The organism is Ectothiorhodospira shaposhnikovii, assembly GCF_047222355.1.
Lineage (GTDB): Bacteria > Pseudomonadota > Gammaproteobacteria > Ectothiorhodospirales > Ectothiorhodospiraceae > Ectothiorhodospira.
Map to the genome: position 1 here is coordinate 2,019,295 of NZ_CP178333.1, position 14,127 is coordinate 2,033,421.

Annotated in this window: 11 protein-coding genes; 7 read left to right on the forward strand and 4 right to left on the reverse strand. The window is 62.6% G+C overall.

From position 1 onward, the window contains the following. Nucleotides 1-28: 28 nt before the first annotated feature. Both ACLF6L_RS09225 and ACLF6L_RS09230 read right to left on the reverse strand, forming a co-directional pair. A complete protein-coding gene (locus ACLF6L_RS09225; RefSeq protein ID WP_412851523.1) occupies nt 29-745 on the reverse strand; it encodes a hypothetical protein in 717 nt (238 codons plus the stop codon). 282 nt (nt 746-1,027) lie between these two features. Then, entirely contained in the window at nt 1,028-2,998 is a 1,971-nt protein-coding gene (locus ACLF6L_RS09230) for a glycosyltransferase (RefSeq protein WP_412851524.1), read from the reverse strand. 223 nt (nt 2,999-3,221) lie between these two features. Between ACLF6L_RS09230 and ACLF6L_RS09235 the strand changes: the two genes are divergently transcribed. The 4 genes from ACLF6L_RS09235 to rfbC are packed head-to-tail and all read left to right on the forward strand — an operon-like array spanning nt 3,222 to nt 7,426. Continuing rightward, the gene (locus ACLF6L_RS09235) at nt 3,222-4,988 is read left to right on the forward strand and encodes an SLC13 family permease (protein ID WP_412851525.1); all 1,767 of its coding nucleotides are present in this window, start codon (nt 3,222-3,224) and stop codon (nt 4,986-4,988) included. A 6-nt stretch (nt 4,989-4,994) separates the two neighbouring features. After that, complete coding sequence (locus ACLF6L_RS09240; RefSeq protein WP_412851526.1) at nt 4,995-5,957, forward strand: glycosyltransferase; 963 nt, start codon at nt 4,995-4,997, stop codon at nt 5,955-5,957. Between the two features lie 33 nt (nt 5,958-5,990). Beyond that, the gene (gene rfbA, locus ACLF6L_RS09245; RefSeq protein ID WP_412851527.1) at nt 5,991-6,875 is read left to right on the forward strand and encodes a glucose-1-phosphate thymidylyltransferase RfbA; all 885 of its coding nucleotides are present in this window, start codon (nt 5,991-5,993) and stop codon (nt 6,873-6,875) included. Between the two features lie 2 nt (nt 6,876-6,877). Beyond that, complete coding sequence (rfbC, locus tag ACLF6L_RS09250) at nt 6,878-7,426, forward strand: dTDP-4-dehydrorhamnose 3,5-epimerase (protein ID WP_412852774.1); 549 nt, start codon at nt 6,878-6,880, stop codon at nt 7,424-7,426. A gap of 163 nt (nt 7,427-7,589) precedes the next feature. On the opposite strand, the gene ACLF6L_RS09255 is transcribed toward rfbC, so the two are convergent. Beyond that, entirely contained in the window at nt 7,590-8,927 is a 1,338-nt protein-coding gene (locus ACLF6L_RS09255; protein WP_412851528.1) for a capsule biosynthesis protein, read from the reverse strand. Nucleotides 8,928-9,236: 309 nt separating this feature from the next. Here ACLF6L_RS09255 and ACLF6L_RS09260 point away from each other — a divergent pair, with 309 nt between their 5' ends. From ACLF6L_RS09260 to rfbD, 3 genes are read left to right on the forward strand one after another with little or no spacing between them, the layout of a single operon-like run. After that, entirely contained in the window at nt 9,237-9,929 is a 693-nt protein-coding gene (locus ACLF6L_RS09260; protein WP_412851529.1) for a hypothetical protein, read from the forward strand. A 22-nt stretch (nt 9,930-9,951) separates the two neighbouring features. Continuing rightward, nucleotides 9,952-11,025, forward strand: coding sequence for a dTDP-glucose 4,6-dehydratase (rfbB, locus tag ACLF6L_RS09265; protein WP_238617893.1), 1,074 nt, complete (start codon nt 9,952-9,954; stop codon nt 11,023-11,025). Further along, on the forward strand, nt 11,022-11,897 hold the full coding sequence (gene rfbD, locus ACLF6L_RS09270; RefSeq protein ID WP_412851530.1) for a dTDP-4-dehydrorhamnose reductase: 876 nt from the start codon (nt 11,022-11,024) through the stop codon (nt 11,895-11,897). The genes rfbB and rfbD overlap by 4 nt, the downstream gene beginning before the upstream one ends. Nucleotides 11,898-11,903: 6 nt before the next feature. Here rfbD and ACLF6L_RS09275 read toward each other — a convergent pair whose 3' ends face one another. Next, entirely contained in the window at nt 11,904-14,030 is a 2,127-nt protein-coding gene (locus ACLF6L_RS09275; protein WP_412851531.1) for a SulP family inorganic anion transporter, read from the reverse strand. Between the last annotated feature and the right edge of the window lie 97 nt (nt 14,031-14,127).

A 14,127-nucleotide genomic window follows, 5' to 3' on the forward strand; every position in this document is an offset into this window, starting at 1 on the left:
CTGACGTTACCTGATTGCAGGTATTAATTTAGTCAGGATGTGAGATGTATTGCGCTGATACTTTTTCGTCTATGCTTTTGGAGCCAGAGAACCATTGCGGGATCCAGTACGTTAACGTGGCTGAAAGTATTGCTGTAATGAGCACCATCGCGAAGGTAAATTTCCTATCACTAATTCGCTGCGAGTCTTTCTTGGCTTCGCGGGCCGTGGCGAGAACATAGGATTGATCGCGAGTGAAAACTTCAACTTTTTGTCTTAGGGTGTAGCAACGCGCCAAGGCCTGATTGTACTGTTTTATTGCCTGCGTGAATTCACCACGAGATTCGAGCCGCTTTGCCTGCGCATACAAGCCCTTCACTTCTCGCGAGAGATCCTTGACTTCTTGCACCTTCTTAAGCCCATCAGGTACATACCGGGTAAAATCTTCTACCAAAACCATGTAGTCAAGGAGTTCTCGCTCCTTGGTATCTTCCTTGAGAAATGAATTGATCGCAATTTTATAGGAGTCAAGCGTGGCACGTTTAAGGTGGGTAGATCGCGCTTTTTCAATTTCTTCCTGTGCATCCGCCTCTGCCAAACACAGCCCGCGAGCAATATGATGAAACGCGGAAAAAACTTCATTAGCGAGTCCTTCCGGACGTACACCAGCACTTTCTATGGTTGCCACTGTTAGTACGTCATTCAACTCCCTGGCGTAGTATGAAAATGTCTCAGCCAGTGATTCCCTGACACTGGCATCTTCCATGAGTGACCGAGCCCTCCCCTTGATATCATCCTCTGATTCAATCATTGATCATTACCAGAACTTAAGTAGATCCATATTTTCTTTGTCTTTCTCAGCAGCAGAAACACCCACCCCCATGTGTACGTATCCGCGCCCGTGCTTCGACGGTCCGCTTACCTGAGATGCTCCACCTGCCTTGGTAATGGCGGGGCGAGTCTGATTGACCAACTGGCTAGCTTCTTCAATTGTGTAGCCATGAAACCTTGCAAACTGCTCTTTAACCTCTGCGCTTAGTGGCATTTTTCATAATCCCGTTAACACTTCATTAGCAACGGCTTCTAGGCGCGTGCGATATATCTTTCCGCAATACTGGGTAGAAAAACGCACCAAGTCACACCTCGGAATTCGCGGACTTTCAGCGCACTGCCGCATAAACCTGGCGGCCTGAAGGATATCAGGGTCGGCCCAGTGCTGGCCATCACCGTAGAAATACTCGCCGGGGCCGACCTCGATCAGCCGGTAATCCACCGTGCGGGTGTCGTTGTCGGCGCAGAACACCATGTTGCCGGAGTAACCGGTGGCAATGATCTCCAGGCCCAGCAACTGGGCCTCGGCAAGCCCTCGCCCGAAGCCTTCCGCGCGATGCAGGGATACGAAACAGTCGCAGCTTTTGTACAAGGACAGGACTTCGCTTTTGCGTAGTTCACCTTTAATGAGGTGGATGCGATCATCTTTTTTGATCAGTCGGGAGAGGGTTTTCCAGTCAGGGTGGCGCTGTTTGAGGTGACTCACCTTGATGACCAGCCCCACACGCTTCTGCGGCTGCTCGGCAAAGGCCTGCAGGAAGGCCTTGACCACGGCCACCGGGTTCTTGCGTGCCAGGGTGGAGTTCATGTCGAAGGAGAAGACGAACAGGTAGGCATCTTCCGGCAGCCCCCAGGCGGCCCGATCCTTGCGAATGAGATGATCGCTGATGTCCACCGGCAAGGGCATGGGCACCACCGGCACCGGCGCCTTGGCGTAGGCCTTGGCGGTGTAGGGGCTGATGCCCCAGAGTTCGTCCACCAGGGAGAAGGTGTGTTGCCAGGGTTGTGGCCATTCGGGCAGTTCCCAGGGCCAGAGGCCGATGTTGTAGTGGCCTTCGAGCCATCCAAATCCTCTCTCGGCGGTCATGCGGGCCATTTCGATGCCGGTCATGCAGAAGAGATTGATGGCGTAGTCGAAGCGGTCGGTGATCCAGTGTTCGGCACTGGTATCGCCCTGGCTGACGTCGGCACCGGGTTCCACGTTGACGATGCTGAAGGGGACACCGGCCTCCTGGAGGGATCGGGCCACGGTACGGATATCTTCCCCGATGCCCAGCTCGCCGCGGGCGTAGCCGATGAGGTTGACGCCGAAGGGACGGGTGCCAAGATAACCTCTTTGCGCCGGCCTGATGGCCTGGGACGCGGCCGTGTTCAATGGCGCCACCATACGATGGATCTGGGCCATGTCGGGTTGTTGGTTTGATAAGCGCTGCTGGATTTCACGCGCCAGCCAGTACAGGCGATGGGAGATCACCGGCAGACCGGTCGCCAGGAGCCGGCTGGCCTTTGGAGAGGAGGAGTCGGGTTGGCAAGCAGGTGGCTTTGGGGGACCGACGCACTCGGCCTGCCCCCAGCACTGGACGATATCCTCCACGGCCTGCTGGATACGCGCCGGGCCTTCGGGATGCCGGTGGTCCTTGGGCAGGAGCAGTTGTTGCACGAAGGATTGCGGGCAGGAGAATCCCTGTTCCAGGGCGGCTTGCTGCCAGGGAGGGCAGTGGTTCAGCCCCATCAGGAGACGACCTTCACGGAAGTACCAACGGGCGGCCCGGTGGCGCATCGTGCGGTTACCCAGCAACTGGCCATGCCAGTATCTGCTCCGGGTGATGCCGGCCAGGTACATGCCCACGGTATAGCTTTCCTGCCAGGGACATCCCTTGATCGGGGGGAGCGCCATGGGGCGCATGAGTTCTTCGTTCCAGGCGTCGATGGAGCGCAGCAGGGCGTACTGGCGCCGCCCCATGGCGGTACACCAGGCCAGAAACTTCAGATAGACATCCCGCTGCCCCAGATGAAGGGGGAATCGTCTTTGCAGTGCCGGGCGCAGCAACCACACCAGCAGCATACCGCCATAAAGTCGAGTCGGCAGTGTGAACGGCAGAGGCAGGGGTTGGTGGTAGGCGTGCGGAATACCCAGCCCCTGGGCCATGACTGAGGGGGCCGTGTCGTCGGTTGCGGGGATATTCATGCGTCGGATACCGCCAGGCTGATGTGCCGCGGGATCATGATTTGAGGGCAGGCCCGGCCACTTCCAGTACTTGACATCAATATCCTTCTGCAGTCATGAACAGGGTTCTGGTGCTTAGATTAACTCATTTAAGGGCAAGGAGTTAAGGGTGTCCCGGATGAACTTCCTGTATATTCCAGTGCCAGGACTCTTCTCCCGCCATACTGATTAAAAGATTCATCCCATGCCACTGGAAGCCTGGTTCACCGCCGCCATTGTGGTCGGCATGCTGTCGGTGCTCACCCTCACCCGGGCGGCGCCGGATCTCGTCTTTTTCGGGGCGGTGGTGCTGTTGCTGCTGACCGGCATCATCTCCCCCGGCGAGGCCTTCGCCGGGCTGTCCAACCAGGGGGTGATCACGGTGGCCGCCCTGTATATCGTGGTCGCCGGCCTGCGGGAGACCGGGGGGATCCAGTGGATCGTGAATCGCCTGTTGGGGCGGCCGAAGAACCTGATGCGTGCCCAGGTGCGCCTGACCGGGCCGGTCGCCATTATGAGCGCCTTTTTGAACAACACCCCGGTGGTGGGCATGCTGATCCCGGCGGTGAGCGAGTGGGCGCGCAAGTTCCAGTTGCCGGTGTCCCGGCTGATGATGCCCCTGTCCTTTGCCGCCATCCTGGGGGGCACCGTGACGGTGATCGGCACCAGCACCAACCTGGTGGTGAACGGCCTGTTGCTGGAGCAGACCGGCGATGGGCTGGGATTGTTCGACATCGCCTGGGTCGGTGTGCCGGTGGCCGTGGCCGGACTGGCGTTCATGATCCTGTGCAATCGCTGGCTGTTCGTGGACCGCAAGCCGGCCATCAGCGAGATCGATGATCCCAGGGAATACACCCTGGAGATGATCGTCGAGGCCGGCGGCCCTCTGGTGGGTCAGACCATCGAGGCCGCCGGCCTCAGGCATCTGCCCGGCGGCTTTTTGATGGAGCTGGACCGGGACGGCACCCTGATTCCGGCGGTGTCACCCCAGGAGGTGTTGCGGGCCGGGGACCGGCTGATTTTCGTGGGGGTGGTGGAGTCCATGGCGGATCTGCAGCGGATTCGCGGGCTGACGCCTGCCACTCATCAGGTATTCAAGCTGGATGGCCGGCGTTCGGACCGGGCCTTGCTGGAGGTGGTGGTGTCCAATACCTGCCCGGTGGTGGGGATGACCATCCGGGACGGGAAGTTTCGCAACCGTTACAACGCGGTGGTGATCGCGGCGGCCCGCAACGGCCAGCGGCTCAGGGGCAAGCTGGGGGATGTGGTGTTGCGGCCAGGGGATACCCTGCTGGTGGAGGCGGGGCCGAGTTTCATGGCTCAGAACCGCAATCGGCGGGATTTTTTCCTGATGAGCCAGGTGCAGGATTCGGTGGCGCCACGCCATGACCGGGCGCTGGTGGCGGTGGGGATCCTGGCGGCCATGGTGGGCAGTGCCACCCTGGGATTGTTGAGCATGCTGGAGGCGGCGCTGGCGGCGGCGGGGCTGATGGTCCTGACCGGCTGCGTGAGCATGTTCTCCGCCCGCAGCAGCCTGGACTGGTCGGTGCTGTTGACCATCGCGGCGGCCTTCGGGGTGGCGGCGGCGATGGAGAACACCGGTCTGGCCCAGTCGATCGCCCTGACCCTGACGGGGCTGGCGGGCACGGACCCCTGGGTGAATCTGTTGATGGTGTATCTGGTGACGGCCCTGTTCACGTCGCTGATCACCAACAATGCGGCGGCGGTCCTGATGTTTCCCATCGCGTTTGCGGTGGCGGCGGACCTGGGGGTGAGCCTGCTGCCGTTTGCGGTGATCATCATGTTCGCGGCCTCGGCCAGTTTTGCCACGCCGTTCGGCTATCAGACCAATCTGATGGTGTACGGTCCCGGCGGGTATCGGTTCAGCGACTATCTGCGGGCGGGGATTCCGATGACGGTGGTGACCGGGGCGCTGGCACTGCTGCTGGTGCCGATGGTGTGGGGGTGGTAGGGGCGGATGATCTTTCTGGTGGAAGAACAGCCCAATCCCTCCTCGGATTTCTTCGTGCTCCCGGCATTGCGGGCCGGGGGGGAAGCCGTCCGGCGTTGCCGGTTCTCGGATATCCCAGCCATCGAGGCGCTCCAGGGGGCGACGGTGGTGTTCGTGCGTTACATCCCCCCTGCCTGGCGCCGCTTGCTGGAGCATGCCCATGGGCATGTCGCGCATCTGGTGCTGTTCATGGATGACGACGTGCTGGATGTGCGGGCTTCGGCGGGCATGCCCTGGCGGTATCGGGCCAAGCTCTGGCGCTTGGCGGCCCGGCATCGGGACTGGCTGCGCCGACGGGGGGCGAGGCTGTGGGTCTCCACCCCTTATCTGCAACAAAAATATGCCGACTGGCAACCGGCGCTGGTGCTGCCCTGCCCCGTGCCGCCGCCGGCATCCATGTGCCGGGTGTTTTACCATGGTTCCGCGTCCCATCAGGCCGAGATCCGTTGGCTGCGACCGGTGATGGAGACGGTGCTGGCGCGGGATGAGCGGGTGCATTTCGAGATCGTCGGTGGCCGGGATGTCTACCGACTGTACCGGGGTCTGCCCCGGGTGACCGTGGTGCATCCCATGCGCTGGCCGGCCTATGGGGGGTTTCTGGCCTCGGCCCGGCGGGATATCGGGCTGGTGCCGCAGCTGGATCTACCGTTCAATCGGGCACGTTCTCATACCAAGGTGTTTGACATCACGGCCTGTGGGGCAGCGGGGGTGTATTCGCCGGGATCGGCCTGTGCGGACGTGATTGCCCATGGGGTCGATGGTTGGGTGGTGCCGCTGGATCAGGCGGCCTGGGCGGAGTCGATCCTGGCGCTGGCCGGCGATGAGGCTCTGCGGGCGGCGCTGGCGGCGAAGGCCAGGGAGACGGTGGGGAGGCTGGCTGATCTGGATTCCCGCTTTCGCGGGAATGACGGATTGGGGTGTGGGGAATGACGGATTCCATCAATTCATCAATTGCGAGGCACCATGATCCAGAAGCGCAAAGGCATCATCCTCGCCGGCGGCTCCGGCACCCGGCTTCATCCCGCGACCCTGGCTGTGTCCAAACAGCTGCTGCCCGTCTACGATAAGCCGATGATTTACTACCCCCTCAGTATCCTGCTGCTGGCGGGGATTCGGGAGATCCTGATCATCTCCACCCCCCAGGATACCCCACGCTTCTCGCAGCTGTTGGGGGACGGCAACCAGTGGGGTATTCAGCTTTCCTACGCGGTGCAACCCAGCCCCGACGGTCTGGCACAGGCCTTCACCATCGGCGCCGATTTCATCGGTGATGACCTCTCCGCCCTGGTGCTGGGGGACAATATCTTCTACGGCCATGACCTGCCGCCCATGCTGAAAAGCGCCATGGAGCGGACCCGGGGCGCGACGGTGTTTGCCTATCATGTGCAGGATCCGGAACGCTACGGGGTGGTGGAATTCGACCGGGACCAGCGGGTGCTCTCCCTGGAGGAAAAGCCCTCGCGCCCCAAGTCCAGTTATGCCGTGACCGGGCTTTACTTCTATGACCAGCAGGTGGTGGAACTGGCCCGGGGCCTGCGGCCCTCGGCCCGGGGGGAGTTGGAGATCACCGACCTGAACCGACGATATCTGGAACAGGGTGAGCTGCATGTGGAGATCATGGGACGCGGCTATGCCTGGCTGGATACCGGCACCCATGACAGTCTGCTGGATGCGGGGCAGTTCATTGCCACCATTGAGCAGCGGCAGGGCCTGAAGGTGTGCTGTCCGGAGGAGATCTGTTTCCGGGCCGGCTGGATCGACGGGGTACAGCTGGAAGCACTGGCCGCGCCCCTGGCCAAGACGGGATATGGACGGTATCTGATGAACCTGCTCCAGACGGAGGTGTGATGATGGAGGCAAAGCGTCTGGCCATTCCCGAGGTGGTGCTGTTGACGCCCAGGGTGTTCGGAGATGAGCGGGGATTTTTTTACGAAAGCTTCAATGCCCGGGCCTTCGAGGCCGCCGTCGGGGTACAGGCTAAGTTTGTGCAGGATAACCACTCACGCTCGGCGAAGGGGGTCCTGCGGGGGCTTCACTATCAGCTGCCGCCTCATGCCCAGGGCAAGCTGGTGCGGGTGGTTCAGGGGGAAGTGTTTGATGTGGCGGTGGATGTTCGTCGCTCGTCCCCCACCTTCGGACAATGGGTGGGTGCCGTGCTGTCCGCGCAGAACCGGCGGCAGCTGTGGATCCCGCCCGGGTTTGCCCATGGTTTCCTCACCTTGAGCGAGGTGGCCGAGTTTCTTTACAAGACCTCGGATTTCTATGCGCCGGAGTGTGAGCGCTGCATTGCCTGGAATGATGCGGATATCGGGATTACCTGGCCTTTTGAGGGGGACCCGGTGCTGTCGGGGAAAGACCAGGAAGGCGTGCCGCTGGCGAAGGCGGAGGTCTTTGCGTGAGTCACCCCGGATAACGAAAGATACGTGACAAGCCCCTCTCCCCCCTCATCCCCAGCCCTTCTCCCCCTGAGGGGGGAGAAGGGAGCGCCTGTAGCTGACTGGGTTCTTTCACGTTCACCCAGGGGAGAAGGGTCGGGGATGATGATGAGGCGGGAGCTGAAGCTTAGACCGCCTTTCCGGAGACCCGTTGGGCACATTTCCCCAGCACCGCCGTGCCGGGGCGCAGATTGCGCTGCTGACGCCGTTCCCGCGCCCTGTCCAGGTCCGAGTCCGTGGCAAGCGCTTCCGCACCCAACAGTGGCGGCCAGGTGACGCCGGTATGTCCCTTCAGGCCCGGCAGGGGTTGATAGAAATTCCCGTTGGCCTGATTGTGGGCCAGCAACCAGGCGCGAAACCGCTTGAACAGCGCCTTGTCCACTTCCCCGGGGTTGTTCCAGAAACTGTGCAGGGTGCCCTGATGGGTCAGCCCCGGCATGTGATAGACCGGGTCACCCAGCACGCATACCGGCGTGCCGTGCAGGATGGAAGACAGGCCCACGGTGCTGTTGATGACGACCGTGCCGCGGGCACGGTCCAGCAACATGGGCAGGTGGACATCGTGCACATAGTCAACCCGCCCCTGGAGTTGATACTTGGCGGTCAGACGACGGATGAGCGGGCCATATTCCCGATAGCCCCGGTCCATGGGGTGATGCTTGATGACCAGGCGCTGATCCGCCGGCGCATGTTCGGCGAAGGAGCGCATCACGTCTTCGATGAAGGTCGGGATATCGCGAAAATCGGAGTGGACCCGGATCTGGGCGTCGTTGTGGGTCTGCAACGGGACCAGGAAGAAACTCCCCGCCGAGGCGTCCTGGAGCGACCGGGCCAGCTTGCGTTCCCGTAGCTTGAACCAGTGCTTGCGCCACAGGCTCCGGGTCCAGACAAAGGCTTCGGACAGCGGGTGCAGGGGGCGATGATGCTCATAGCCGGGGAAGCGACGATTCAGGAAATGGCTGGTGATGGCATACAGCGTGGCATAGATGCCCGCCCACAGCACCGGCCAGGTGGCGCGGGCCCAGGTGGCCGTTTCCACCTCGTGAGGGGCGAAACGACGGTAGTGATCCGGGTCCCGAGGCAAGGAGGAGTAGCTGTTCACCCCGTCCTGTTCCAGGGTGATGTGATCCGGACGCAGGTACCCTTCCTCGAAAACGTACAGGCGGACCTTGAGAAAACGGATGACGTGGGGCACTACGGCATGATAGGGACGGCAATCACCGAAGAGCATCACGGCATCGTAATCGCGATCCGCCAGCAAGCCGGCCAGGTAATCCGGCCAGTCCTTGAGGGGGCCACGATAATTGATGGCACGGAACGGGTAGAACAGCTGGTCGCCGGCACAGAAGTTGATCTTGTCCACCTCGGCCCCGGCAGCCTCCAGGTCTTTCCTCAGGCGCCAGAAGAAAGGCCCCATGGGCCCCTGCAGCAAAAGTACACGCTTGCCCGAAAATTGCGACAGCACGATGACCTCTCAGCCGTTGAGAACAGGAGCCGCCGGGGTTCCGACCGGCCCTCAATCCATGGAGGGTAAAATTTGCCGACAGTATAGCATCCTGATCCGAAATGGTGCTTTGCAGTGCACCACAGAATCGGGTTTTCTTTTGCATCCCCGGTTGGATTCCCGCTTTCGCGGGAATGACGGATCTGATGCCTGGATTCCCGCCTACGCGGGAATGACGGCCTGCGCGAAGGCATTTGGTGAGCACAACTTGACCCCTTGCGGGGATCGGGTTAGAAACCTGCCTTCGTCCACGGGGTGAGAAAAACATCCATGTTGAAAGGATCCACCTGCCGGACCGGCGTGCGCGGGACTCTATCCTTCTCCAGCCGGCACCTTGCCGTCGCCCTGCTCTGCTGCCTGCTTGTGGTGAGCGGGCCGTGGCATGGGCACGCCGTGGCCGCCGACGCGCCGGCGCGGGATCTGACGCTGTACGCGGGTCAGGGGGTGGACTCGGATCTGCTGCAGATGCCCAAGAAACTGGTGGACGGCTCTCTGGACTATGAGTCCAGCTATTTTACCGCCCTGGGTTTTCGTCAGCAGACCCCTACCCCGGGTTTCATCGATACCGCCTTTGGCTGGATCGGGGTGTCCGGAGTGACCACCGGCGCCGAGGCCATTGTGGTCAGGCATTATGGATTGCAGGACAACTGGGAACTGAACGCGGCCTATGTGCTGGCCAGCCCCCAGGGAGAACTGGGGCCTGTGCGACTGCGGGCGGCGATGAGCCTGGGGCTGTCCTATGCCTTCGGCAATCCGGCCTATGAGGATGGCCCCAAGGATGACCCGGAGCGACGTTACCGTTTCCAGAATTACAATGGCTACGAAGTGGAGTGGGGGCTGGTGAGGTATCCTCAGTTGAGCTTCATCACCCGGGTACATCATCGGTCCGGGATCTATGGTGTGATTGCCCCTCGGCGGGTAGGCTCCAATTTCGTGACCTTAGGGCTGCGGTATCACTGGTAAACATCAGGATTTGATCCGACCCATGCGCAAAACCTTTCTCGTCACCGGCGGCGCCGGTTTCATCGGCTCCGCCGTGGTCCGTGAGCTGATCACTTCCACCGATCACCGGGTGGTGGTGGTGGACAAGCTCACCTACGCGGGCAACCTGGAATCCCTGGCCCCCGTGGCCGACAGTGACCGCTATCACTTCATCCATGCCGACATCTGCGATGCCCAGGCCATGGCGGCGGCCTTTCGCGATCATGGACCGGACATCGTCATGCATCTGGCGGCGGAAAGTCATGTGGATCGCTCCATCGACGGCCCGGCGGCCTTCATCGAGACCAACATCGTCGGCACCTATACCCTGCTGGAGGCCGCCCGCGGCTACTGGAAAGATCTGCAAACCGACCGGCCCGACAAGGCCGACGGGTTCCGCTTCCATCACATCTCCACCGACGAGGTCTACGGCGACCTGGAAGGCCCGGACGGCCTGTTCACCGAAACCACGCCCTATGCCCCCAGTTCCCCCTACTCCGCCAGCAAGGCCGGTTCCGATCACTTGGTGCGGGCCTGGCAGCGCACCTACGGCCTGCCGACCCTGGTCACCAACTGCAGCAACAATTACGGTCCCTACCACTTCCCGGAAAAACTCATCCCGCTGATGATCCTCAATGCGCTGGCGGGCAAGCCCCTGCCGGTCTACGGCGACGGTGGTCAGATCCGCGACTGGCTGTATGTGGAGGACCATGCCCGTGCCCTGATCCTGGTGGCCTCCCGGGGGCGGCCCGGCGAGACCTACAACATCGGCGGCCACAATGAAAAGACCAACCTGGAAGTGGTGCATACCCTGTGTGACCTGCTGCAGGCGGTGCAACCCCCCGCCTTCGGGGGTCATTATCGAGACCTGATCACCTTCGTGCAGGACCGCCCCGGCCATGACCGGCGCTATGCCATCGATGCCGGCAAGATCGAGCGGGAACTGGGCTGGACACCCCGGGAGACCTTCGAATCCGGCCTGCGCAAGACGGTGCGCTGGTATCTGGACAACGCCTCCTGGTGGCAGCATGTGCTGGACGGCAGCTACCAGGGAGAACGATTGGGGACCGGCGTATGAACATCCTGATCCTGGGTGCCACCGGCCAGGTGGGTTTTGAACTGCTGCGGGCCCTGTCTCCGCTGGGATCGTTGATCGCTCCCACCCGTGCCCAACTGGACCTGTCCAGTCCGGATGCGGTGGCCGGGGTCTTGCGGGCCATCCGTCCGGAACTGATCGTCAACGCCGCTGCCTGGACGGCGGTGGACGCGGCCGAGACGCAGCGCGAGGCGGCCTTTCGCCTGAATGCCGAACTGCCGGAACAGCTGGCCTGCTTTGCCGCCATCGCCGGTATTCCGCTGATCCACTATTCCAGTGACTATGTCTATCCCGGCGACGGGGATGCGCCCTGGCGGGAAGACAGTCCCACCGGGCCCCTGTCCGTGTACGGGGAAAGCAAGCTGGCGGGGGATCAGGCGGTGATGGACGGCGGGGCCGCTCATCTGATCTTCCGCACCAGCTGGGTGTACAGCGCCCGGGGCAACAATTTCATGAAGACCATGCTGCGGCTGGGCCAGGAACGGGACAGCCTGAAGGTGGTGAATGATCAGATCGGCGCGCCGACCCCGGCCCGCCTGATTGCCGAGGTCACTGCCCTGGCGGTGTATCGGCAGCGGCTGGGGCGGGGCATCGAGGGGCTGTATCATCTGGCGCCCCATGGGGAGACCAGTTGGCATGGGTTTGCCTGCGAGATCTTCCGACGGGCGGCGGAGTCGGGGATGGCCTTGACACTCACCCCGGCCCAGGTGGCGGCGATCCCCGGCAGTGATTACCCCACCCCGGCACGGCGGCCGGGCAATTCGCGGTTGTGCGTGAAGAAGCTGGAGACCGATCTGGGCATCGAGCTACCCCACTGGGAGCCGCAGTTGGTGCTGACCTTAAGGGAGCTTTGACGTCAATCACCCCCCCTGTGAGCTGTAGCCCTTTTCTTCCCGCCCGGTTTCCGGCGGCTCACCGGCGCCCTGCTCCGCCAGACGCCCTTCCAGGGCGCGGATCGCGGCGTCGGTGGAGGGGAACATGAACCCCTCTCCCACCTGCTCATACAGGCCGGTGCGCTTCATCACCTCCACCACCTGAGGCTTGAGGCCGGCAAACACCAGACTGATGTCCCGGTTGCGCAACCGCCAGATCAGGTTGCGCACCACTTCCTCCCCCGAGGCGTCCAGTTCATTGATCCCGGAGGCAATGACGATCACGTAACGGGCCTTGGGGTGGCGCGCCAGCAGGCCCAGCATGGCGTCCTCGAAATAGGGCACGTTGGCAAAGTACAGCGAACCGTCGAACCGGATGATGCAGATGCGCTCTTCCTCGCCCTTGCCGTGGATGCGGGCATCCGCCAGGGTGCCCTCCGGGGTGCGGGCCAGTTCATACACCCGGGGATGCATGGTCCGATACAAATACAGCACCAGGGCCAGACCGGCGCCGATGAGGATGCCCTTGTCCAGGCTCGGCGCCAGGGCCAGGGTGGCGACAAAGGTGACCAGGGCCGCCATGCCGTCATGCCAGTGGGCCGCCCAGGACTGGCGCAGCCCCCGCAGGTTCAGCAGGCTGGCCACGGCAATGATGATGATCCCCGCCAGCACCGCCTGGGGCAGATGGTACAGCCAGGGGGTGAAAAACAGGATCACCAGCAGCACCAGCAGGCCGGTGAAGATGGAGGACATGCCGGTGCGCGCCCCGGAGGCCAGGTTGATGGCCGAGCGGGAGAAGGAACCGCTCACCGGATAGGCCTGGCTGAAGCTGCCCACCACCTTGGCCAGCCCCTGGCCGATGAGTTCCTGGTTGGGGTCGATGCGCTGGCCGGTGCGGGTGGCCATGGCCTTGGCGATGGCGATGGCCTCGGTAAACCCCACCAGGGCAATGACGAAGGCGGTGCTCAGCAATGCCGTCACCATGTCCCAGCTGAGCTGGGGCAGGGTCAGGGGCGGCAGGCCGGCGGCCACCTGCCCCACCACATGCCCCCCGCCATTGAGATGGATGACGTTGTCGCGCACGGCGGTGATGCGCCAGACGGGACCTTCCGGTTCCAGCCCCGGCGGCAGCTGATCGGCCAGGTAGAACCCCGGATGCTCGCCCCCGGCCTGGCGCAGGGGCAGTCCATGGAGTTCCCGCTGCAGGTGGCTGATGGTCTCGGCCCGACGCTGGCTGTCGTAGATGAGCACATCCACCTGATGGCGGTGATTCAGGGCCTCCATGGGCGGCAGTTCGTCCAGGGTCTTTTTCAGGGTGCGGATCTGGGCATCCTCGGTCCTGAGTACCGTTTTCTGGGTATCGAGCTGGATCACCAGTTCCTGCACCTGGCCGGAGCGGATGTCCTGCAGGGTGATGGACTGGGTCTTCTCAAAACCGACGGCCCAGCTGATGACCGTGGCCATGACCACCACCACCAGCACCCCGGGCACCCGGGGAAAGCGCCGGCGCAGCCCCCACATGGCGAGCATCGCCCCCAGGCCCATGGCCAGGGTGGGCAGATGGGCCTGGGGGATCTGCATCAGCATGGCGCCGATGTCCCGCAGGAACACCCCGCCGGAGATCATGGGTACACCGAGGATCTGGTTGACCTGGGAGAGCACGATGATGATGGCGGCGGCGTTGGTGAAACCGACGATGACCGGATGGGAGATGAAGCTCACCAGGACCCCCAGTCGCAGTAGTCCCATGCCCAGCTGCAACAGTCCCACCAGCAGGGCCAGGCTGATGGCCAGGGTGATGTATTCCATGGAGTCCGGGGCCGCCAGGGGGATGAGGGCCGAGGCGGTGAGCAGGGAGACGATGGCCGCCGGGCCGGTGGCCAGTTGGCGGGAAGATCCCCACAGGGCGGCCACCATCACCGGCAGGAAGGCGGCGTAGAGTCCGTAGACCGCGGGCAGGCCCGCCAGCTGGGCATAGGCCATGGACTGGGGAATGAGCACCATGGCCACGGCCAGGCCCGCCATCAGGTCCGCCCGCAGACTGCCGAGGGTCATGGGGAACCAGGTCAGGAAGGGGAACAGGCGTTGGAGGCGGGGCGTGGGGCTCGGAGGCATGGTCCTGAGGAGGTTGGGTGCTCAGTTCATGCCAAAAAGTTTAACACTTATAACCTGGGATTTGCTGATAAACGGCCCGGTGTTGTTCTGCGTCATT